We start from the raw sequence: 21,049 nt of genomic DNA on the forward strand, positions 1-21,049 counted from the left end.
GCGAATCCAATCTCCGGCTACGAAAGCAAGCGTGGCGCGATCAGGACCGAGCAGCATGGCAATTCAAAGGCGCGCCACACCATCAGAGTGTCCAGAATCGCTGATATGCCAGCGCAATCACCTATTTTTCTCTTTAATTATTTTCATCAATTACAAACTTGCATTTAGTGCAATAAATTACCAGATACAATAGGCGATGCCAAATCCCGTCACAGGAGTTCCGCAATGCCAGATTGGTCCGTGAAAGACATTCCTGCGCAAGCAGGCAGAACTGCAGTTATCACCGGCGCCAATAGCGGCATCGGCTATGAAGCAGCCAAGGCGCTGGCAGGCGCCGGCGCAAAGGTGATCATCGCTTCACGCAATGAAAGAAAGGGCGCAGAGGCGCTCGCCAATATCCGCTCGGCAACGCCGGATGCGGATATAGCCTTCGAACCTCTCGATCTTTCCAGCCTCGATTCCGTCGCCCGCACGGCCGATCGCATCGCGGCTTCCGTGCCGCGCATCGATCTTCTCATCAACAATGCCGGCGTCATGGCCATTCCGGATCGGCACGAAACGGAAGACGGTTTCGAGATGCAGATGGGAGCCAATTATATCGGGCATTTTGCCTGGACGATGCGACTGCTGCCCAAGGTCTTCGCCGCCGACGCTCCGCGCGTGGTCACGGTCAGCAGCGGTGCACATCGCGGCGGCAAGATCCATTTCGATGACCTGCAATGGAAAAAGAATTATGGCGCTTGGCGCGCCTATTGCCAGTCCAAGCTGGCAACCCTGCTATTTAGCCTGGAGCTCGATCGCATCGCTCGATCTCGAGACTGGAGCCTGAAAAGCGTTGCTGCCCATCCTGGTTACGCAGTCACCGGCCTGCAGAGTGCCGGCCCACGCATGGGTAGCACCAAGACCAGCTCTCTCGAACTTCTGATGAAAATCATGCAGCCGATGTTCTCACAATCAGCTGCGGCCGGTGCATTGCCGACCCTTTATGCCTCCACGTCGCCAAAGGCAGAAGGTGGCGTCATGTATGGCCCAAATGGTCTGTTCGAACTCAAAGGCCCACCAGTCCGCGGCAAGATTGCCGCCCATGCGCTCGATCCGGCCATCTGGCGGCAGCTTTGGGAGGTTTCGGAGCAGCTGACGGGATTGACGATGCCTGTCCCCGCAACGGCTTGAGGTAAAGCCCTCTCCGCAAGCGCGGAAAGGGCTTTACCTATCTCCCGTCAGCCACTCACGCACTGACGGCGCGGTCCATTGGTCGGCTGATAGGTATTGTCTGAGGCGCGGTAGGTCTTGTAGCGGCTGGCGCACCAGCGAACATGAGCGCTGCCGCGGGGCGGATGAGAAATGGCCCCACCGATGATCGCACCGGCCGTGAAGGCGGCCAGCGGATACCAGTAGCCGTCGTGATAGCGGCGATAGCCCGGGCGTGCATAGCGATAGCCGCGGTGGCCATGCCAGTAGCCGCCGCGATAATGCGGACGGTGGTGTGGGCGGAAATGGGGTCGATGCGGGCGATAGTGCCGGTTGTGATGACGATACTGTACGTCGATCACACCGGCAGCCTGGGTGCTTGTGTGCGTAGTCGCCGGCTGAACCATCGGCTGGATCGGGCCAGCAGCAGCCGGATCGAAAGATGAAATCGCCATCAATGCACTTAATGCAGTCACCGTTACCGTTGTCAGAAGTCGTTTCACAGCTCTTCTCCTCTTGAGTCGCAACACCGATGAACAACGCGCAATGATTGAAAATGTTTCACAATATTACCGCTTGCGCAAGTACAAGGACTCGACATATAGATAGGAAGCCTACCTATCTAATATCGATAGAGACCAATGGATAAATCCGACCCTCATCATGCACTCGAAGAAGCACAGGCGCTCGCCGAAGCGCTGCGCCCCGCCCTCCATCGCCTGTATCGGCAATTGCGGCGCGAAAGCGACGATCCCGGGCTTTCGCCGCTGCACGCCCTGCTGCTCTTTGCCATCATGCGCCAACCGGGTATCGGTGTCGCCGAACTGGCACGGATGGAAAAGCTGCGCGGTCCGACGATATCCGGGCATGTGAAGGTGATGGAGCGGGACGGCCTCATCATGCGTTCGGAACCCGACCCCAGTGATCGCAGGCGCAACGGCCTGATAGCGACCGAGAAAGGTCAAGACATCATGCGCAGCATGAAGCAGAAGCGAACCGACTGGCTCGCATCGGAACTGGCCAAATTATCACCCGAAGAGCGTGCGGCCATCCGCTCCGCGGTTGGGCCGCTTGGGGAAATCGGACAATGAGCGGCGCGCCCCTGAATACCGTTCCCCCACTGGCGTCAGCCGCTGATAATCCGCCCGATCGCCGCGAGATTCGCGCCGTCATTCTCGGCCTGATGATCGTTCTCGGCCTTGGCGCCATCGACCAGAGCATCGTCGCCACCGCACTGCCGCGCATCGTCAGCGATCTCGGCGGCTTGACCCATCTCTCCTGGGTCGTCAGCGCGTACGTGCTCGCTTCCACCAGTACCATGCCGCTCTACGGCAAGCTCAGCGACCAATATGGCCGCAAACCGATGATCTATGCGGCGATCCTGATCTTTCTTCTCGGCTCGGTCCTGAGCGGCATGGCGCAGACGCTACCGCAGCTCATCATTTTCCGGGCCATCCAGGGCATCGGCGCCGGCGGATTGATGCCGCTGGCGCAGATCATCATCGGCGACATCGTGCCGCCGGCCAGGCGCGGACGCAATCAAGGTTCGATCGCGGCGGTCTTCGCCATCTGCAGCGTCATCGGCCCCATTGCCGGCGGCGTCATTACCGATCTCCTGTCGTGGCACTGGATCTTCTACGTCAACCTGCCGATCGGCGCAGTCGCCCTCGTCATGATCGGCCGCGCCCTCAAGCGACCGCATCAATCACACAGCCGCCGCATCGACTATCTCGGAGCAGCCTTGCTGACGGCCTGCACGACCAGCTTCCTGCTGGTGCTGGCACTCGGCGGCAATGAATGGGCCTGGAATTCGCCGGAGATTTTCAGCCTGTCCGCACTCGCCCTGGTTCTCTGCGTTCTGTTCGTCTTCCACATCCGGCGGGAACCGGAACCGGTGCTGCCACCCGATCTGTTCCGCAACCGGCTGTTCGTTGTCGCCTGTCTCGTGCTGGCCCTGACCTTCATGGGCATGCTGGGGGCAAGCCTGTTCTTTCCGCTGTTCTTCCAGATGGTCATGGGTGTCAGCCCGTCGCATTCCGGCCTGTTGACCGGCCCGCTGATGGTCGGCGTCGTCATATCGTCGATGCTCAACGGCCGCGTGCTGATGCATCGCTTCGGGCGCTACAAGCCGGCGCAGCTCTTTGGCCTCAGCCTTGCAACCATCGCCTTTGCGGTGCTTGCCTGGGCCGCTGCCGCCAGCCAGGGCTTCTGGGTGATCGAACCGGCCGTCTTCGCGCTTGGCCTGGGGCTGGCGCTCGTCATGCCAACGATGACGATCGCGGTGCAGAATGCCCTGCCCTTCGCTCATCGCGGCGTCGGCACGGCAACACTTGCCTTCTTCCGCTCGCTCGGCGGCCTCATCGGCGTCACAGGCTCCGGCGCAATCCTTGCCTATCGCGTACAGAATGCCGGCGGCTTGCTGGATGGCGTGCATATGTCATCGCTCACCGAAGCCGGCCTGAAGCAGCTCGCCAATACCTCCCCCGAAGTCCATGCCGCCGCCATCGCCCTCTATCGCCACGCCATCGCCATGACCTTCGCAACGGGAACGGTGATCGTGGCATTGGCGCTGGTCGCGCTGCTGTTCCTGCCGGAACTGCCGCTGGCGACGGATCATGGAGAGGCAACCTCAAGAAAGTGAGGACAACGGCTCCGCTCTCTTCGCAAGAAGACGATTGCCGCCGCCGTCTAAACGACATGCTCGATGCCGTATAGGCATCGAGCATGTCAGTGCTGGTTTTCTTCAGCTATCACGGATCGTACCAGCTCGAAGCGTTGGTGAAAACGCGGATCGACGGTGATCTCGTCGATAGGGAATTTTGAGTAGGCCGCAAAGCTCTGCTCCATGAAATCCTCCAGCGAGATCAGCCTGTACTCCTGATATCGCTTGAACATATAGGAGCCTTCAACGCCGAGGGCTTCTGCAATCTCCGGATAGACCGGAAAACACACACCCGTCATGATCAAATCTGCCGGTACGATATCCGTGGGATTGGGCTCCATCCCGCAGGATTGAAGATATGTGCGGGCGATGTCGTGGATGGGACGCGCTTTTGAGTGATCAATGCCGTGCATGAAGCTCTCCCGGCGCGCCCAGGATCTGAATGGAGCCGAAATATCCAGCCCGTATCGAGCGAAATTGTCCATCAACTGCTGACGCTCGCCCTCCCAGCGATTCAAAAATCCGCACCGTTCAAAAATATCGCGCCGGAAAAGGGAGCATGTTCTCTCAACACTCAACCCCGCTCTGAAGGCTACCAGTCCTATCATCGAATGATAGGCACCCATGACACCGTTGAAAATATGACCCCGCATGAGGGTGAAACAGACATCCGGATGATAGGCGTCAAACGCTATGGAAGGTATTCTGTCCAGCTTCGCCGCGGTTGAGAAATCACAATAGGCTTGCTCGATATAGGGATGGATGATCACCCTGTCATAATCCGGAATTTTTTGCTGATAGCTGTTGAGATCCGCCTTCAGGTGCCAGATGGTGACATCATCGATCTCAACGTCATTGGTAAGCAGCCGCAGCGAGTTTGCCAGGTTGTGCGTCTGTGCGTTCGAAATGACCAACCACGATTCCACGAAAAACTCCCATGCATATCTTGTGTGAGCGGCGAACTGGTATCCGTTGCCCTCACATCAGGGGCGCAGCATCTCGATTTCGCGCTCTTCACAGACCACGTCCTGAAACTCGGCGACGGGAGGTGGCAACATCTCGACCTTCCTGGCCGATGCCTCGGCCGGCTGGGATACGTAATGTCGTACGAAACATCGCATCACGTGCGCTACGCCAAGGTGATTTACCTCGCGATAGTCGTCCTCGTAATAGAGGCCGCCCGCATAGCTTCCGGTGATGATTTCATAGGAGGGAAAATAGTCCACCCAGCCGAAGCGTGAGAGCATCTGCTCGGCTGCCACGCGCAGCACGGATTTGCTGTACGTTGTCGAAACCAGGACGCTTCGGTTCTCATAAGTCGCGACCAGCGGCACCGGCGACACGGTGAGCAGCACTTTCACCTGGGGATTCACTGCTTTCAGTTTCTTGAGAAAAAGCGACAGATCATCGTTCACATTGTCGAGGGTAAGATTGATGAACTCGTGCTGATCGGGGTCGAAAGAACCAGCGGTGACGCCAGGCGCCAACGGAAAGATGGAACCGTCCGCCTTTGATCTCCACGCCTCGGTAAGCCCGAGAGTGAAAACCAGAACGTCGGAATCGACGAAAGCCGACCGAACAGCCGCAAGATGGCGCCTGCGCGCCTCGGCAACGGCCTCGGCTGTTTCATAACCATCCGGCTCGATCTGCGGGCGATAGGGATCGACAAACCTGCCGTCCTTGCGCAACCACGCCTTTTCCAAGGGAACACGGCCCTCGAACACCTCTTCGAAAAGTTGAAGCAGTTGCCGTGCCGTGTAGATATTTCCATATCGCGCGGAGAAAACGCCGAAGTTGCGCTTGGTGCGCTCCGCTTCGGGAAGCTCGCTTCCCTTTTCGGTAATGAAATAATGAAAGCCGATACGCTGGATTTGCCGCGAAATATGCTGAGCGAAACAGCTGCCGGCGGTTGCGACTTTTGACGTCTTGTCGATCGTGAATCTCGGATTGACGATAGGGTCGAACATGTGCGTTTCCACCCGTGCGACAGACCGCCGCCATAGTTGGTAATCCTGAATTCCCGCATATGGATTAGTCATGCATGTATCTCCGCCACAACGCTTGTGACCTGTTGAAAACGACTGCGAAAACCGGGCTCGACCTGAATCTCGTTCAGATCGTATCCCCGATAGACCTCGAAGCTGCGCTCGATGAATTTCTGCAATGAGATCAGCTTGTATTCGCCCGCAAGCTTGAAGAGATAGGAGCCATTGACGCCGAGCGCCTCTCCGATCTCGGGATAGACTGGTAGGCAGGCTGCCTCCACCATCGTGTCAAACGGCAGAATATCTGTCTTGTTAATCTCCACATTCTGATTTTTGAGAAACGCCCGCGCGATATCGAAAATCGGCTGCGCCTTCGGGTGCCCCAAACTGTGCATGAAAATTTCCCCGCGTGACCAGCGCCGGAAAGAATTCGATAAATCGATTCCGAAGGTTGCGAATGTTGAAATGAGCCTATCTCTCGCGGGCTCCCATCGCGCAAGAAAACCGCACCGCTCATAAACGTCGCGGCGAAACAGCTTCAGTGTCTGCTCGACGTTCAACTCCGCCTGAAAGGCCGCGAGCGCGATCATCGACTGGCTAGCGGCCATCGGCTCGGTAATACGCGTCCCCCTTGCTCCGGCAAAACAGAAATCCGGGTGGTAGGCGTCAAATTCCAGGTTCGGAATCCTTTGAAGATTCCGCGCCGTCGAGAAATCATAGCCGCTAAGCTCGACCTCGGGATTTACAATCACCCGATCATAGGTCGGGATCTTCTCCGCATAGTCCTGCGTATTCCGCTTGAATTGCCACACATCGACGCAATCAAGATGGAAGCTGTTGCTCAACAACTGCAACGAACGCGCAAGACCATACGTGTTGCAATTGGAAACCAACAGCCAACGCTCCATGGCACGCCCCTAACATATGCGCATTGACATCAAAATCCCGCCCACGCGATGCCGAATAGATAGCCCCTATGCTATTCATGGTTCGCAATGCGCAGTCCCCGGTTCTCTTGTTATCGGAAAGACAGAAGAGTTATTCTTCAGTTGTAGAAAGTGTAGAAAGACCTGTCTCAGCTGGCTCCATTGATGCTCCCAAAGCAATTGAGCGGTGCGTGAAGTAAACTGGCTGTGTCTCTACAATTCTATACAGATAGCGTCGTCCCCAGTCCGGTAGCGTCATATCGTGGAAACGCGCCAGGATTTCAGGCCACTGGCGGCTTCGCCAAAACCGAGTACAGGCTGGCATCAGCCTTTCTATTCAAGGTAGACAAGCCAGCCCGCCGAAGATCAGCAAGGGAGAAATGATCGCGCAGCGCTTGGTTGCCAATCACCACCAGCGCGACTGCGGCTCGACAGTGGTGGAGTACGCAGCAACATCAGCGCTCTCGATAACAAGATGAAAGCCTCTGGCCTTGCGGTTCTTGCTGATGGCCTTGAGCCGGCAAACCGCGGGAGCTCGATAGCGTCTCGCCCCGAGGACGAGGTGCTCATCATCGGCGCGGAACACGGATGTTCTCCGTGTCGGCTACAGATCACTCAGGACGGAACGATACATCCACTTCGCGCGGCAATCTGCCGCGTTCTCACTCAAAATAAACTTGGGAAGAAATGGCGCACCCGAAGAGATTCGAACTCCTGACCCCCAGATTCGTAGTCTGGTGCTCTATCCAGCTGAGCTACGGGTGCGTGCCGAAACGGAAGGAACCGTTTGGTGTGGCGGTTCTCTAAAGCCTCCCTTGAGGGAATGCAAGTGGATTTGTGAAAAAGATCGCAATTTTCGTGCAAGATGCCGGCAAGCATCTGAAAATACTTAACTTTCTTGAAAGCTCCGGCTGCGGTAGTCGTCAAGGGATACCGGACGGTCGGGAATTTCGATTCGGAACTGCGTTCCCGCCGCCGGCTTTTCCACCAGCGCAATGGTGCCGCCATGGGCCAGCACCAACTCTCTCGCAATCGCCAGGCCAAGGCCTGTGCCGCCGGAGCGCGCCGAGCCACGGAAGGCGGTGAAAAGGTTTTCGCGGGCTTTCTGCGGCATGCCGGGGCCGGTGTCATCGACGGTGATGCTGACGACGCTGCCGATTCGATGCGCCGAGACAGTAATGCGCCTGATGCTGTCCGGCGTAATCTCACCAAAGGCGATCAGCGCCTGATGAGCATTGCGGCAGAGATTGTGGATGACGCGGAACAGTTGCTCGCTGTCGGCGTCGACCTCCAGCTCGGGGCTGAGTTGTTCGACGAATTCTATGCCGCTTTCGGGATCGATCGCCAGGATATCGCGCACCTCGCCGATAAGCTCGACGAGATGAATCTTGCGCCGGCGCGGCGCGGATTCGGAGGTCTGGCCGTAGGACAGAACCTCGGTCGTATAGCCGACGGCGCGGTCGATGGTGCGCAGCAACTTGGGCGCAAAACGCTTGACCATCGGGTCGTCGACATCGACTAGCCTGTCTGACATCAGCTGCGCAGCCGACAATATGTTGCGCATGTCGTGGTTGATCTTCGACACGGCGAGGCCGAGGGCGGCCAGATTTTTCTGTTGTTTCAGCGTCTTCTGCAGCTGCGACTGCATCGAGGCCAGATGGCGGCCGGCCACGGCCAGCTCATCGCCCCCCTTGTCGGGCACCAGCACGCGGCCCGGATCCTCCGGGTCGTCAGAATAGGCCTGCATGCTGTCGGTGAGGCGGCGGATCGGCCGGATCATCATGCGGTTGATCGCAAAGAAGATCAGCGTCGCGGTGAATAGCGAGATCAGGATCGACATGAAGAAGACGCTGCCGGAATAGGCGAGCATCGCATTGCGCAGACGCGTGTCCTTCAGCACCACCTCGATGCCGCTGCCAGCATCGCCGCCGACCGGGCCGAAGACGCGGATGATGCGATTGCCGCCGAAAAGCAGGGTATCGAGCGCGTCCTTGATGGCCGTCAGCTGCGACACATCGCTCAGATCGTACATGTCGTCGACGGAAGCCGGCATCTCGGCCGTCGCCAGCAGGCGAGATGTGCCGTCCTTGCGCAAAACGATGGCCCGGGTGCCCGTGGCCATCAGAGTTTCCTTCTGCAGCGCGCGGGGTAGCTCCGCCGGCTGCAGGCCGTCGATGACGATTGCGGCAGCGGCGGCCGTGTTCAGGCGGTCTTCCAGCCAGCGCAGCCGCATATTGGCAACGGAGGGCACGAAGATCAGCACTTCGGCGATAAGAATGAAGCCGACGGTGAGGATGAGAAGCTTGCCGGAGAGGCCGCCGAAAATGCCGGTAGGCCTGCAAAACTGGGACAGTCGACCCTTCTCGGCCTTGCCGGCCTTCGCGGTATCCCTGCCCTGCTCACTATCCATTTCAATTGTCCCGCTTCGCCGCTAAGCGACCTGATGGCGACGTATCGAAACTAGATAATAGGTGATTATGGGCTTTTTTCCAATCGCTTCCCGGCTTTGATACCGCAACAGGCTCGGCAAGGGTGGTGGCGGCACTCAAGCAAGGCCGCACCGCCCTGCCGAAGAGATCAGAATTCTTCCCAATTCTGCGTCGTGGCGGCTGGCGACCGGGCAGCATTGCCGCCGAAGGCGGTAGCAACCTTGTCGATCATCCGGCGTGCCGGCGAGGCTGCCGGACGATGGGTTTCGGCGCGTGCCGGTACCGGTGCGGACAGGGTGCCGCCATCAACCTTGAAGCGGGAGACAAGCCGCACCAGACCATCGGCTTCGCCCGCCAGACGATGCGTCGCGGCCGAGGTCTCCTCGACCATCGCCGCATTGCGCTGCGTGACCTCGTCCATCTGATTGACGGCCTTGTTGACCTCGGACAGGCCTGTTGCCTGTTCGCGCGCCGCCGTCGCGATGGAATGGATATGATCGTTGATCTTGAGCACGCGGGCTTCGATGGTCGCCAACGCCGAGCCGGTGTCTTGCACCAGCTTGACGCCGACCTGCACCTGATCTCCCGATTTGCCGATCAGCGCCTTGATGTCCTTGGCCGCGGTGGCGGAGCGCTGGGCGAGCTCGCGTACTTCCTGGGCAACGACGGCAAAGCCCTTGCCCGCCTCGCCGGCGCGCGCAGCCTCCACGCCGGCGTTCAGCGCCAGCAGATTGGTCTGGAAGGCGATATCGTCGATGACGCCGATGATCTGGCTGATTTCGCCGGACGCCTGTTGGATGCGGCCCATGGCGTCGATGGCGTTGCGAACCACCGTGCCGGAGCGCGCGGCATCGTCCTTGGCTTCGCTGACCATGACACTCGCCTCGCGCGCCCGTTCCGTCGAGTTCTGGACGACGGAGGTGATCTCATCAAGCGCCGCCGAGGTTTCCTCGAGAGCGGCGGCCTGCTGCTCGGTGCGCTTGGAGAGGTCGTCGCTGGCGTGGCGCATCTCGTTGGTATTGGAGTTGATCGAGCTTGTCGTCTCGCGCACCTCGCGCATGGTGCCCTTGAGCGTCGCAAGCGTCGCGTTGACGTTCTGCTGCAATTCCGCGAAAGCGCCCTGGAATTCGCCCTTCATGGCCTGCGTCAGATCGCCATCGGCCAGGCTTGCGATGACGCGACGAACCTCGCCGATGCCGACATCGACGCTGACCAGCAATTCATTCACATTGCTTGCAAAGCGATTGAGGTTGGCGTCACCATAATCCCTATCGATGCGACGACTGAAGTCGCCGGCGGCCGCAGCTGAAACGGCCAGCGACATGCTCGATTGAAGCTCATCGCTTCTGGCGCGCATGGCCGTTTCCTCGGCATTCATGCGGCGAACGGCCTTGCCGTTTTCCTTGAAGACATCGACAGCCGCAGCCATCTCGCCAATTTCGTCAGGACGACCGGCAAACGGCACGTCGATATCGAATTTGCCGTCAGCAACCTGCTTTATGGCGTCCGTTACCTTGCGGATCGGGCGGCTCAAATGAACCGTGCCGATATAGGCGCCCAGACCAACGCCGGCGCCGATGCCGGCGATCATGATGCCAAGGACGACCCAAAGAACATTGCCGTGGAAGGTGGTGATTTCGCTTTCAGCCCTGGCAAGCTCTGCCTTGTCGGTCTGGACGACGGCATCGATCTCAGCCTGAAAGGCTTTGCGATTGGCGCGGTTCGCCTCGTTGTTGCCCTGTTTGCTGGCTGCATCGGGACCATCCGTTACGCCGAGGCGCGCCGTCTCCGTGCGGAAGCCACGAAACTCTTGGGCGCGGGTCTGCAATTTGGAAAATTCCGCCTTTTGGTCGTCGGGGACCAGAGGCGCCCAGGCCGCAAGTACCTTGTCGATCTCATCAAGATCGCCCATCAGCCCGTCGGCGAAGCTCTTGGAATCCTTCGCCGAAGCGGCGGCGTAAATACCGCGCGCTTCCATGACGACTGCGGTCACGTAGCGATTGAGGTGCTCACCCATATAGGCGCGGCTGGCAGTCTGCTCGTAACTCTGTAATTTCTGGTCATATTGATGCAGAGCATAAAGAGCGGTGCCGCCGATCAAGAGCGCCGCGCCAGTCATAACTGATACAAGCAGATTTATTTTGCCGCGAATTTTCACAATATACCTCCGGCGCCGAGCCCATCCCCCAGAAATCGATGGGTTTTCCCAGCATTTACCTAGATATCGGCTAAATTGATTAATGTTATATTGCGGTAATTTTAATCAAAACAGACCTATCCGGAGCTATTTCGTCTTTATATTTCAGTGACTACTGAATTATATTGCTAGCTTGGTAATCGAGCAGACGGAATGATGGATCAGCTTGCAACAATGGGCGATCGACCGGCTGAAATCCCTGATTCAAAGGAATTTACGGCGGTATAATTGACTCTCCGGGCCTTGATCCGTATAAGCCCGCGCACGTCCGGTCACGGAGCCTGCATTTGCGGGCCAAGTCCGTTCGCCATAATCAACAACGCTGCTTGCTGTTAAGGCAAAGCTCAAGAAGGGCCGCACTCCGCGGTGTTTAAATAAATGAAGCGTACCTATCAACCATCCAAGCTTGTTCGCAAGCGTCGCCACGGCTTCCGTTCGCGTATGGCCACCAAGGGCGGTCGCGCGGTTCTTTCCGCTCGCCGTAGCCGCGGCCGCAAGCGTCTTTCGGCCTAACGGCCGAAATGCCCGATAGTCGAGGATGGCGGGCAAATTGACGAATGAACGACCCAATAAGACTGTCGGGCGGCTGAAAAGCCGGCCGCAGTTCCTTGCAGTCCGCGAAGGTGAGAAGCGCAGAGGCGGCTTCTTCCTCCTAGAGATGCTGGACCGCAAGCTCACCGACGCCGACCCCCGCGTTGGTTTTACCGTTACAAAAAAACATGGCAACGCAGTGGAGCGTAACCGCATGCGGCGCAGGCTGAAAGAAGCCGTGCGGCTTCATGCCGGGTTTGCAATGCAGCCCGGACACGACTATGTGGTTGTCGCGCGGCGCGATGTGCTGACCGCACCTTTCGAAAAATTGGCAAGCGAACTCGTAAGCCGCATCGAAACCAGGCCGAAACATCGGCGGTCGGAAACGGACCGCTCCAGGAAAGTATGATGGAAAACAAACGCAATTACTTCATTGCAATTGCACTGTCAGTGCTGATTGTTCTTGCCTGGCAGTTTTTCTACATGAACCCGCGCCTTGAAGCGCAGCGCCAGGCCGAACAGGCCGCCAAGCTGCAGCAGCAGTCGCAGCAGGCCCAGCAGACGACGCCAGCAGCCGCTGGCGCAGGCGCTGCGGTCAACGGTTCGCTACCGGCAGGCGGCCAGACCGCGCCGACGGTGCTGTCACGCGACCAATCGGTTGCCAAGACCGCTTCCTCGCGCATCACGATCGATACGCCTGCACTCGCCGGCTCCATCAACCTGGAGGGCGCGCGCCTCGACGACCTCAGGCTCAAGACCTATCACGAGACCGTCGACAAGAGCAGCCCGATCATCACGCTGTTCAGCCCGGCCGACACCAAGGATGGTTACTTTACCGAGCTCGGCTATGTCGGCAGCGACGCCACCGGCGCAGTCCCCGGCCCTTCGACCGTCTGGACCCTTTCGAGCGGCGACAAGCTGACCGACAAGACGCCGGTGACGCTGACCTATACCAATGAGAAAGGCATCACCTTCTCGCGCACGATTTCCGTCGACGATCGCTACATGTTCACGATCAGCGACAAGATCGCTAACAGCGGCCAGGCACCGGTTTCGCTGTCGAGCTATGGCCGCGTAACCCGCTACAACAAGCCGGAGACGCCATCTGCCTACGTTCTGCACGAAGGCTTCATCGGCGTCATCGGCGATGACGGCCTGATCGAGACCAAGTATGCGGCAACCGAGAAAGAAGCCACGACGCCTGCCAAGTCGACCGGCGGCTGGCTCGGCATGACGGACAAGTACTGGGCCGCAACCATCGTGCCGCCGCAGACGACGGCCTATGATGCCCGCTTCTCGCACTTCAGCGAGGGCACGCCGCGCTATCAGGCCGACTATAAGCAGGACGCCATCACGGTTGCTCCCAACCAGTCGATCGAGTTGAAGAACCTCGTCTTCGCCGGCGCGAAAGAAGTACCGGTCATCGACCGCTACGAGACCAGCTACTCGATCCCGCGCTTCGACCGCCTGATCGACTGGGGCTGGTTCTATTTCATCACCAAGCCGATGTTCAAGCTGATGGATTTCTTCTTCCGCTACTTCGGCAATTTCGGCGTCGCCATCCTCTGCACCACCATCGTGGTCAAGGCATTGTTCTTCCCGCTCGCCAGCAAGCAATATGCTTCGATGGCGAACATGAAGCGCATGCAGCCGAAGATGGAAGAGCTGAAGGCGAAATTCGGCGACGACCGAATGGGCCTGCAGCAGGCGACGATGCAGCTCTACAAGGAAGAGAAGATCAATCCGATCGCGGGCTGCTGGCCGGTGCTCTTGCAGATTCCGATCTTCTTCTCGCTCTACAAGGTGATCTACATCACCATCGAGATGCGCCATGCGCCGTTCTTCGGCTGGATCCAGGACCTTTCCGCTCCGGACCCGACCTCGATCGTCAATCTCTTCGGCCTGCTGCCGTTCGCGGCTCCCACCATCCTGCATCTCGGCGTCTGGCCGATGATCATGGGCGTCACCATGTTCCTGCAGATGCGCATGAACCCGACACCGCCGGATCCGACCCAGGCGATGATCTTCACCTGGATGCCGCTGGTGTTCATGTTCATGCTGGCAAGCTTCCCGGCCGGCCTCGTCATCTACTGGGCCTGGAACAACACGCTCTCGGTCATCCAGCAGTCGATCATCATGAGACGCCACGGCGTGAAGGTGGAGCTCTTCGACAATCTAAAGGGCCTGTTCAAACGAAAACCGGCGCCATCGAAATGAACCAAAAAGCCCCGCTTCGGCGGGGCTTTTCTTTTTCGGGAAGTATTTGATATTGCAATGAGGTCGGCGTCTCATGGCGCATGGCCTGCGTTGAGATGCTGACGGAAGAACGCCAGAACCTCGTCATCGAAGGACTTGTGGAACGCAGCCCTGTCAAAACCTGCCTGATCGGAGCAAATCTCCGGCAGTGATTTGGCCAAGGCCGGCGGGCATGGCGCCAGGAAGGCGAAATGCGCCGAACCAGGCACGATGTGAAAGTCGGGTTTGTTCGGCAAATTATCATCAAGCATTGCGACGCTCTTCGGCAGCACGCCGTCGCCTCCCTGCTCGGAACTCCAGAGCTGGATGGGGGCTTTGACGGCCCGCAGGCTCGCCTTCATCGAGAAGAAGCTAAGCGGATCGGCAAGGACAAAAGCCTTGATGCGCGCGTCACGCGCAAGCGGCGTTACCGGTATTTCATTTCGGCGGATTTCGCCGCAGATCGGCGCCGGTTCGGGGCATGGAACGGTGGGATCGCGGAAATCCGGAACGGCGCCGGCAAGCACCAGACCGGTATAGCCGCCGCGGGAAAAGCCAAAGAAGCCGATGCGGTCCGGATCGATCTTGGCTCTCTCTTTCCACCCTGTCAGCAGAAAATCGATAAGGCGCTTCACGTCCTGCGGTCGCTGGAACATGATTGAGATATCGCCGGCCCGGCTGGGATCGGAGAAATTGTCGCCGGGATGATTGAGCGCGACCACCAGGAAGCCCTTATCCGCAAGCGTCTCGGCAACGTCGTGATGATTGAGGGAACCGCCGCCATGGCCATGCGAGATGACGACCAGTGGCAGTTTCTCGCCTGCAATGGCGCAGCCACGCACGGCCGGGACGATGATCGGCCCGAGTTGGAGGTCGTTTGCCTGGGTCGCGCAGGGCGACCAGACAAAGCCGTTCAAGGCAGGATCGTCGGCGCTGGCCGGCACCTCGATCGGCGCCAGACCCGCCGCCTGAACCGCTGTTGCCACAAATCCGAGGGCGATGAGAAAGCCAATTTTGATAAGGTGCATTTCCTTCTCCAGAGAATATCGAAAAACACAAAGAGATAGAGTTCGGCGAATCCCCTCAGGCTCAGCCGCTCGTTCGAGATTGAGATGTGAGATGTGAGATGATTGGGCGCTTAGGCGCTGTCGGCGCCGCGAATTGGGATTAGCAGATCGGTGGCAATTTCATGCTCCATCACCTTGGCCGGATGATTGAGGTAAAGCTCGATGACCGGGCGGTCGTCGGGTTCGAAACCGCTCTGCGGCAGCCAGCTGCCGAAGAGCGTCTGAAAGGTCGAGGAAATCAGGGCGTAAGGTCCCATGAGTCGATAGCTGGCATAGCGTCCGCCTGGCACATCATATCGCTCAAGCCCTTCTGTCGCGTTGCTATGGTCCGGAAGAACCACTCCCGCGAAATACCGGAACCCCTCACCCTGTTCCGGATCGCCGGAACCAACGCCGACACGGACGAGATCGGTCCACGCCAGTCCGGATTCCGATAGTTTTTGCGCGAGGCGACGGAAAGTATGAGGGATGGTCTGGGCCGGGCCTTCGTGGTGCAAGCCGAATAGCGCCGCCGGTGGTCGATCTTCAATCGTCACCGATTGCAGGTTTGCCGCGATCGCCTGCTGCTGCTGTTGGAAAGCGGTCGGGCTCAGGCCCGTCAGGCTGCGGAAGGCGCGCGCGAAGCTCTGAGAACTGTCATAGCCGGCCTCCAAAGCCGTCTCGGTAACCGAAGCGGGGCTTGCGGCCAGCTGATATGCCGCCTGCGCAAGCCGCACCCGCCGTATGGTGGCGGCAACGCTTTCGCCTGTCATTGCGCGATAGAGCCTGTGAAAATGAAAGGGGGAAAAGTGCGCGACTGCCGCCAGGCTTTCGACGGAATGCGGTGCCGACGGATCGACCATGATCGCCTCGATGACCCGTGCTATGCGCCGACGATAGCTCTGTTCGGTGACTGTTTTCATGGTACCGAGCTTTAGCACGATCTGCGTGGTTAAGCGGTGCAGCAATTGCGGATTTTGCCTCGTCGCTCTCGAAATGGAAGAGATGCTCCAGCGCCAATCCGGCGATCAAAACTTGACTTTCACGGATAAAACCCCGAAGCCAGACCACTCATTCAAGCAAAAGACCGCGAGCGCATGGCAGACCAGACGATAAAAGACGACAAGCCGCTTTTCGGGCGTCCGTGGATCTTCATCCGCGGCGTGCCGGCGATGAAGTTCCTGCCGCCGGAAGGACCGGCGGAAGTGGCCTTTGCCGGACGCTCGAATGTCGGGAAATCGTCGCTGATCAATGCGCTCGTTGGCCATAAGGGCCTGGCACGGACGTCGAACACGCCAGGCCGCACGCAGGAGCTCAATTACTTCGTTCCTGATGGCTTTTCGGGCGAGAATGGCGATCTGCCGCCTATGGCCCTGGTGGACATGCCCGGCTATGGCTATGCGCAGGCCCCGAAGGAACAGGTCGACGCCTGGACAAAGCTGGTGTTCGATTATCTGCGAGGGCGCACGACGCTGAAGCGCGTCTATGTGCTCATCGACAGCCGTCACGGCATCAAGAAGAACGATGAGGAGGTGCTCAGCCTGCTCGACAAGGCCGCTGTTTCCTATCAGATCGTGCTGACCAAGACCGACAAGATCAAGGAAGCCGGCCTGCCGAGGCTGCTGGCCGAAACCGCCGAAAAGACCCGCAAGCGCGCGGCCGCCTATCCCGGCATTCTCTCCACCTCTTCGGAAAAGGGCGATGGCCTCGAGGAGTTGCGCGAGGCGATCAGGCTGACGGTTGGAATTCCCGTCTGAACATCATATCGATCGAATGTGGTCGCCGCCCCGAGCTTCTGCGAGGGGAGCGGCGACCACGTTATCTTTGATGATTACATCTTCGGCAGCAAGACCTTGTCGACGACGTGAATCACGCCATTCGACTGCTTGACGTCGGCGATGGTGATGTGGGCCGTGCCGCCGGCTTCGTCGGTCAGGGTGAGCTTGCCGCCCTTGTCCATGGCCTTGATAACGCAACCACCGACCGTCTTCAGGTCGTATTCGCCGCCATTGCTCATCGACATTTTCTTGATGGCGGCAGCCATATCGTCACCGGAAACGACATGGCAGGTCAGGATCTTCGTCAGCGTTGCCTTGTTTTCGGGCTTCAGCAGATTTTCGACGGTCCCGGCCGGCAGCTTCTTGAAGGCTTCATTGGTCGGAGCAAAGACGGTGAACGGGCCCTTGCCTTCGAGTGTATCGACAAGGCCTGCTGCCTTCACGGCCGCAACGAGGGTCGTATGGTCCTTCGAATTGACGGCATTCTGGATGATGTTCTTGCTTGCATACATCGCTGCGCCACCGACCATCGGGTCCTTGGCGTAAGCCAGGCTCGCGCCGGCCGAAACCATTGCAGCCACAGCACCGATGCGAATCACGGACTTGATCATGACTTTTCCTCTTCCTCTTTTTTGCCCCGATCAGGCGGGGTCAGAAGAAGATACGGTGGGTGCGGAAAAGAGTTTCAGCCGCGATTGTTTTTCGAGGGAAGGTTTCGTCAGGGAAGATGAATGGTGCCCGATGCCACCACTTCGCCCGTGGGTTTGCCGGTCAGCGAGCCGCCAAAGGGCTCGACGCTGACCGCGATGATGGCGCCCTCGGTCAATTTACCGTGAAGTTCCGGCGGCAGGGTGATTTCGCCCTCGCCGGTTTGCGGCAGGATACCCAGCGCCTCAGCCGGATCGCTACCACGAATCAGCCAGAGCTCCAGCGATTTCTCTTCCGGCTTGCCGGCGGCGACGGGTGTCACCTTCAAGCGGCCGTTGGCGACATCATAATTAGCCAAAAGATTGATGGCACTGTTCTGGCCGGCCAGCGAAGCGCTGAGCTGCTTACCAGCTGCCGGCCGCAAGGCAGCCTCATTGGTGATCGTAAAGACCAGGACGCCCGCGACCAGAAACAGCGACCCAAACGCGACGTAACGCCAGAGCGTGAGGGAATTCCAGAGATTGGCGCCAAGTGCGGAATTCCCGAAAATGCGCTTTTCGATCTTCGGATACACCGAAGCGGCAGGTGTTACTCTCTCGTATTCCTCATTGAATTCAGAGAGGTTCTGTTCCCAGCGGTTGACGATGGCGGCAAACTGGCGATCGCTGCGCATGCGCCGCTCGACCTTCTGCCGATCCTCCAGCGAGAGCACGCCAAGCACGTATTCTCCGGCCAGGACTTCGTCGCGGGAGCGGCCTCCCTTGCTTTGATCGGGCATACTCATCGGTCCATGCACTCTCTTAGTCTGATCAGGCTTCGGCGCAGCCAGGTGCGCATCGTATTCAAAGGCACCGAATGTTGATCGGCGAGTTCCTGGTAGCTCAAGCCCTCGACATAGGCACCACGAACAGCCCGCGCACGATCAGCTTCCAACTCTTCCATGCACCTGTCAATGCGCCTGCCCTCTCCCTTGACGATTGCTTGTTCTTCCGGGTCGGGTTCGGTGTCGGCAAGGTCATATGCGGCATCGATTTCATCAGCAACAGGCTTGCGGGCACGAATGAAATCGATCGATCTGTTACGGGCGATCGCCGTCAGCCAAGGCATTGCCGGTCCTTCGGACACGGCAAATTGCTCGGCTCGCTGCCAGATCTTCACGAAAACCTCCTGCAAAACCTCTTCTGCGTCCGTCTTGTTAGCAATGATACGCAGGCAGACGCCGTAGAGTTTCGGACTCGTGCTCTTATAAAGGGCGGCAAAAGCCTTTTGGTCACGCATGGCGACGCGGCCGATAAGCGTTTCTATCTCCTCGCTCGCCATTCGATTCCCCGCTTGCGGCACATTCGACAATCTTTAAGAGAAAAGTCTCCGCTGGCAAGCGCGGCAGCGAAATCAATTTCACCAGTTCCAATATGACGCCGAGCAAACTAATCCTGACATCATTATTCCCTCTGTCAAAAACTTGAGATAAAAGGCCGCGAACAATTTCGAAGGGTGCACCATGTCCGAAGCCCACAGCGAACTTCAAGCCAGCCTGCTCGCACAGGCGCTGCCCTACATGCAGCGCTACGAAAACAAGACCATCGTCGTAAAATACGGTGGCCACGCCATGGGCAATGTCGAGCTCGGCAAGGCGTTCGCGGCGGATATCGCACTTCTGAAGCAATCGGGCGTCAACCCGATCGTCGTCCATGGCGGTGGCCCGCAGATCGGTGCCATGCTGACGAAGATGGGCATCGAATCGAAATTCGAAGGCGGCCTGCGCGTCACCGACCAAAAGACGGTCGAGATCGTCGAAATGGTGCTCGCCGGCTCGATCAACAAGGAAATCGTCGCGCTCATCAACCAGACCGGCGAATGGGCGATCGGCCTTTGCGGCAAGGACGGTAACATGGTCTTCGCCGAAAAGGCGCACAAGACCATCAAGGACCCGGATTCCAACATCGAGCGCGTGCTCGATCTCGGCTTTGTCGGCGAAGTGGTCGAAGTCGACCGCACGCTGCTCGACCTGCTTGCAAAGTCGGAAATGATCCCAGTCATCGCTCCGGTCGCTCCCGGTCGTGATGGCGCCACCTACAATATCAACGCCGACACCTTTGCCGGTGCGATCGCCGGCGCGCTCAGCGCCACGCGCCTGCTCTTCCTGACGGATGTCCCGGGCGTGCTCGACAAGCAGGGCCAGCTCATCAAGGAACTGTCCGTCTCCCAGGCGCATGCGCTGATCGCCGACGGCACGATTTCAGGCGGCATGATCCCGAAGGTCGAAACCTGCATCGACGCCATCAAGGCCGGTGTTCAGGGCGTCGTCATCCTCAACGGCAAGACGGCGCACTCGGTCCTGCTCGAAATCTTCACCGAACACGGCGCCGGCACGCTGATCGTTCCATAGGAAAAACGCCCCTTCCTTTGCAGGAAAGGGCGCGTTTTGCCGTCGCAGATGGCATCAGCCGAAGTCGGTCGAGCGGGTGAGATCTTCCCAGGCGGTTATCTCCTCGCTGAAGGCGGCAATTCTTCCGCGCACGAGGTTTAACGCGTCCGTCCCGAGCAAGAGATGGGCGGGCGGATTTTCTGAAGCTACCAGCGCCAGTATCGCGGCCGCCGCCTTGTGCGGGTCGCCGGCCTGATTGCCGTTCTTCTCCTCGCGCGCCTTTCGGATCGGATCAAACAGTTGATCGTAATCCGAAATGCTGCGGCCGGAGCGCACCATGGAACGGCCCGCCCAATCCGTGCGGAACGAGCCGGGCGCGACCGCCGTCACATGGATGCCGAAACCCCTTACCTCTTTCGCCAGCACCTCGCTGATGCCCTCCAGCGCGAACTTGCTGCCGCAATAATAGGCGATGCCGGGCATGGTAATGAAACCGCCCATCGAGGTGATATTGATGATGTGGCCGGTGCGGCGGCGACGCATGAAGGGCAATACCGCCTTGATCATCGCAACGGCGCCGAAGACGTTGACATCGAACTGGCGCCGCATCTCGTCGAGCGGAGATTCCTCCAGAGTGCCCTCGTGGCCATAGCCGGCATTGTTGATCAAGACATCGATCGCACCCACCTCCTCTTCGATACGTGTAATGGCGGGCTCGATCGCGGCAAAATCGGTCACATCGAGCAGAACGGCCCTGGCTCGGCTCGGCTCCATGGCCTCGAATTGCGTCTTGCCCTCGGCATTGCGAACCGTGCCGACGGCACGGTGGCCGGCGCCAAGCGCCGCTTCGGCGAAGGCACGACCGAAGCCCGAGCTGACGCCGGTGATGAGAAAAATCTTGCTGTCTTTCGAACTCATGGAAAACTCCTGGCTGTTGGCGCAGCACACCCGATGAGCAGCCGCGTTCCCCTAAGTGGATCCGGCCTGGCCAGCAGTCCAATATATTGCAGTGGCTTTGTTCATATCTTAAAGATATTTCGCCCTCGAATTGGA

20 protein-coding genes and 1 tRNA gene are annotated in these 21,049 nt (G+C 58.8%); 8 read left to right on the plus strand and 13 right to left on the minus strand.

The features are described from left to right. Positions 1-225: 225 nt before the first annotated feature. The gene (locus BSK43_RS06970) at positions 226-1,173 is read left to right on the plus strand and encodes an oxidoreductase (RefSeq protein ID WP_077468592.1); all 948 of its coding nucleotides are present in this window, start codon (positions 226-228) and stop codon (positions 1,171-1,173) included. A 47-nt stretch (positions 1,174-1,220) separates the two neighbouring features. On the opposite strand, the gene BSK43_RS06975 is transcribed toward BSK43_RS06970, so the two are convergent. Beyond that, on the minus strand, positions 1,221-1,694 hold the full coding sequence (locus BSK43_RS06975) for a BA14K family protein (protein ID WP_246662509.1): 474 nt from the start codon (positions 1,692-1,694) through the stop codon (positions 1,221-1,223). Positions 1,695-1,832: 138 nt separating this feature from the next. On the opposite strand from BSK43_RS06975, the gene BSK43_RS06980 reads away from it, so the two are divergent. Together BSK43_RS06980 and BSK43_RS06985 are read left to right on the plus strand one after the other, a co-directional pair. After that, the gene (locus tag BSK43_RS06980) at positions 1,833-2,282 is read left to right on the plus strand and encodes a MarR family transcriptional regulator (protein ID WP_077468590.1); all 450 of its coding nucleotides are present in this window, start codon (positions 1,833-1,835) and stop codon (positions 2,280-2,282) included. After that, the gene (locus BSK43_RS06985; protein ID WP_136686790.1) at positions 2,279-3,832 is read left to right on the plus strand and encodes an MDR family MFS transporter; all 1,554 of its coding nucleotides are present in this window, start codon (positions 2,279-2,281) and stop codon (positions 3,830-3,832) included. The genes BSK43_RS06980 and BSK43_RS06985 overlap by 4 nt, the downstream gene beginning before the upstream one ends. Positions 3,833-3,918: 86 nt before the next feature. Here BSK43_RS06985 and BSK43_RS06990 read toward each other — a convergent pair whose 3' ends face one another. The 6 genes from BSK43_RS06990 to BSK43_RS07020 form a co-directional block, all read right to left on the minus strand. After that, on the minus strand, positions 3,919-4,779 hold the full coding sequence (locus BSK43_RS06990) for a WcbI family polysaccharide biosynthesis putative acetyltransferase (protein ID WP_077468589.1): 861 nt from the start codon (positions 4,777-4,779) through the stop codon (positions 3,919-3,921). Positions 4,780-4,836: 57 nt separating this feature from the next. Further along, a complete protein-coding gene (locus BSK43_RS06995) occupies positions 4,837-5,820 on the minus strand; it encodes a GSCFA domain-containing protein (RefSeq protein ID WP_246662510.1) in 984 nt (327 codons plus the stop codon). Between the two features lie 68 nt (positions 5,821-5,888). After that, positions 5,889-6,746: a WcbI family polysaccharide biosynthesis putative acetyltransferase gene (locus tag BSK43_RS07000; protein ID WP_077468587.1), complete on the minus strand. Its 858-nt coding sequence runs from the start codon at positions 6,744-6,746 to the stop codon at positions 5,889-5,891. 706 nt (positions 6,747-7,452) lie between these two features. Continuing rightward, positions 7,453-7,529 (minus strand) — tRNA-Arg (locus tag BSK43_RS07010). A 124-nt stretch (positions 7,530-7,653) separates the two neighbouring features. Continuing rightward, the gene (locus BSK43_RS07015) at positions 7,654-9,174 is read right to left on the minus strand and encodes a HAMP domain-containing sensor histidine kinase (RefSeq protein ID WP_077468585.1); all 1,521 of its coding nucleotides are present in this window, start codon (positions 9,172-9,174) and stop codon (positions 7,654-7,656) included. Between the two features lie 167 nt (positions 9,175-9,341). Then, the gene (locus BSK43_RS07020) at positions 9,342-11,312 is read right to left on the minus strand and encodes a methyl-accepting chemotaxis protein (RefSeq protein WP_246662511.1); all 1,971 of its coding nucleotides are present in this window, start codon (positions 11,310-11,312) and stop codon (positions 9,342-9,344) included. A 456-nt stretch (positions 11,313-11,768) separates the two neighbouring features. Between BSK43_RS07020 and rpmH the strand changes: the two genes are divergently transcribed. The 3 genes from rpmH to yidC are packed head-to-tail and all read left to right on the plus strand — an operon-like array spanning position 11,769 to position 14,138. Beyond that, positions 11,769-11,903: a 50S ribosomal protein L34 gene (gene rpmH, locus BSK43_RS07025; protein ID WP_034488840.1), complete on the plus strand. Its 135-nt coding sequence runs from the start codon at positions 11,769-11,771 to the stop codon at positions 11,901-11,903. Between the two features lie 25 nt (positions 11,904-11,928). Next, a complete protein-coding gene (rnpA, locus tag BSK43_RS07030; protein WP_077468583.1) occupies positions 11,929-12,330 on the plus strand; it encodes a ribonuclease P protein component in 402 nt (133 codons plus the stop codon). Further along, on the plus strand, positions 12,330-14,138 hold the full coding sequence (gene yidC / locus BSK43_RS07035; RefSeq protein WP_077468582.1) for a membrane protein insertase YidC: 1,809 nt from the start codon (positions 12,330-12,332) through the stop codon (positions 14,136-14,138). The genes rnpA and yidC overlap by 1 nt, the downstream gene beginning before the upstream one ends. A gap of 71 nt (positions 14,139-14,209) precedes the next feature. Here yidC and BSK43_RS07040 read toward each other — a convergent pair whose 3' ends face one another. Both BSK43_RS07040 and BSK43_RS07045 read right to left on the minus strand, forming a co-directional pair. Continuing rightward, positions 14,210-15,184: an alpha/beta fold hydrolase gene (locus tag BSK43_RS07040; protein WP_077468581.1), complete on the minus strand. Its 975-nt coding sequence runs from the start codon at positions 15,182-15,184 to the stop codon at positions 14,210-14,212. Between the two features lie 110 nt (positions 15,185-15,294). After that, positions 15,295-16,125 carry a GyrI-like domain-containing protein gene (locus BSK43_RS07045; RefSeq protein ID WP_169055371.1) on the minus strand — a complete coding sequence of 277 codons (831 nt, stop codon included), beginning with the start codon at positions 16,123-16,125 and terminating at the stop codon, positions 15,295-15,297. A 174-nt stretch (positions 16,126-16,299) separates the two neighbouring features. Here BSK43_RS07045 and yihA point away from each other — a divergent pair, with 174 nt between their 5' ends. Further along, positions 16,300-16,959: a ribosome biogenesis GTP-binding protein YihA/YsxC gene (yihA, locus tag BSK43_RS07050; RefSeq protein ID WP_077468580.1), complete on the plus strand. Its 660-nt coding sequence runs from the start codon at positions 16,300-16,302 to the stop codon at positions 16,957-16,959. Between the two features lie 74 nt (positions 16,960-17,033). On the opposite strand, the gene BSK43_RS07055 is transcribed toward yihA, so the two are convergent. The 3 genes from BSK43_RS07055 to BSK43_RS07065 all read right to left on the minus strand — a co-directional run bounded on the left by BSK43_RS07055 (position 17,034) and on the right by BSK43_RS07065 (position 18,948). Beyond that, positions 17,034-17,591, minus strand: a complete 558-nt coding sequence (locus tag BSK43_RS07055) for a fasciclin domain-containing protein (RefSeq protein WP_077468579.1) — start codon at positions 17,589-17,591, stop codon at positions 17,034-17,036. Between the two features lie 107 nt (positions 17,592-17,698). Continuing rightward, positions 17,699-18,412, minus strand: a complete 714-nt coding sequence (locus BSK43_RS07060; RefSeq protein ID WP_077468578.1) for an anti-sigma factor — start codon at positions 18,410-18,412, stop codon at positions 17,699-17,701. Further along, positions 18,409-18,948: a sigma-70 family RNA polymerase sigma factor gene (locus BSK43_RS07065; protein WP_077468577.1), complete on the minus strand. Its 540-nt coding sequence runs from the start codon at positions 18,946-18,948 to the stop codon at positions 18,409-18,411. Before BSK43_RS07065 ends, BSK43_RS07060 begins: the two co-directional genes overlap by 4 nt. A gap of 181 nt (positions 18,949-19,129) precedes the next feature. Between BSK43_RS07065 and argB the strand changes: the two genes are divergently transcribed. Further along, entirely contained in the window at positions 19,130-20,017 is an 888-nt protein-coding gene (argB, locus tag BSK43_RS07070) for an acetylglutamate kinase (protein WP_068397540.1), read from the plus strand. Between the two features lie 54 nt (positions 20,018-20,071). On the opposite strand, the gene BSK43_RS07075 is transcribed toward argB, so the two are convergent. Next, positions 20,072-20,914 carry an oxidoreductase gene (locus BSK43_RS07075; RefSeq protein WP_077468576.1) on the minus strand — a complete coding sequence of 281 codons (843 nt, stop codon included), beginning with the start codon at positions 20,912-20,914 and terminating at the stop codon, positions 20,072-20,074. Positions 20,915-21,049: the final 135 nt, after the last annotated feature.

Origin of the sequence: Rhizobium sp. P44RR-XXIV (genome assembly GCF_001999485.2) — a bacterium.
Taxonomy (GTDB): domain Bacteria; phylum Pseudomonadota; class Alphaproteobacteria; order Rhizobiales; family Rhizobiaceae; genus Rhizobium.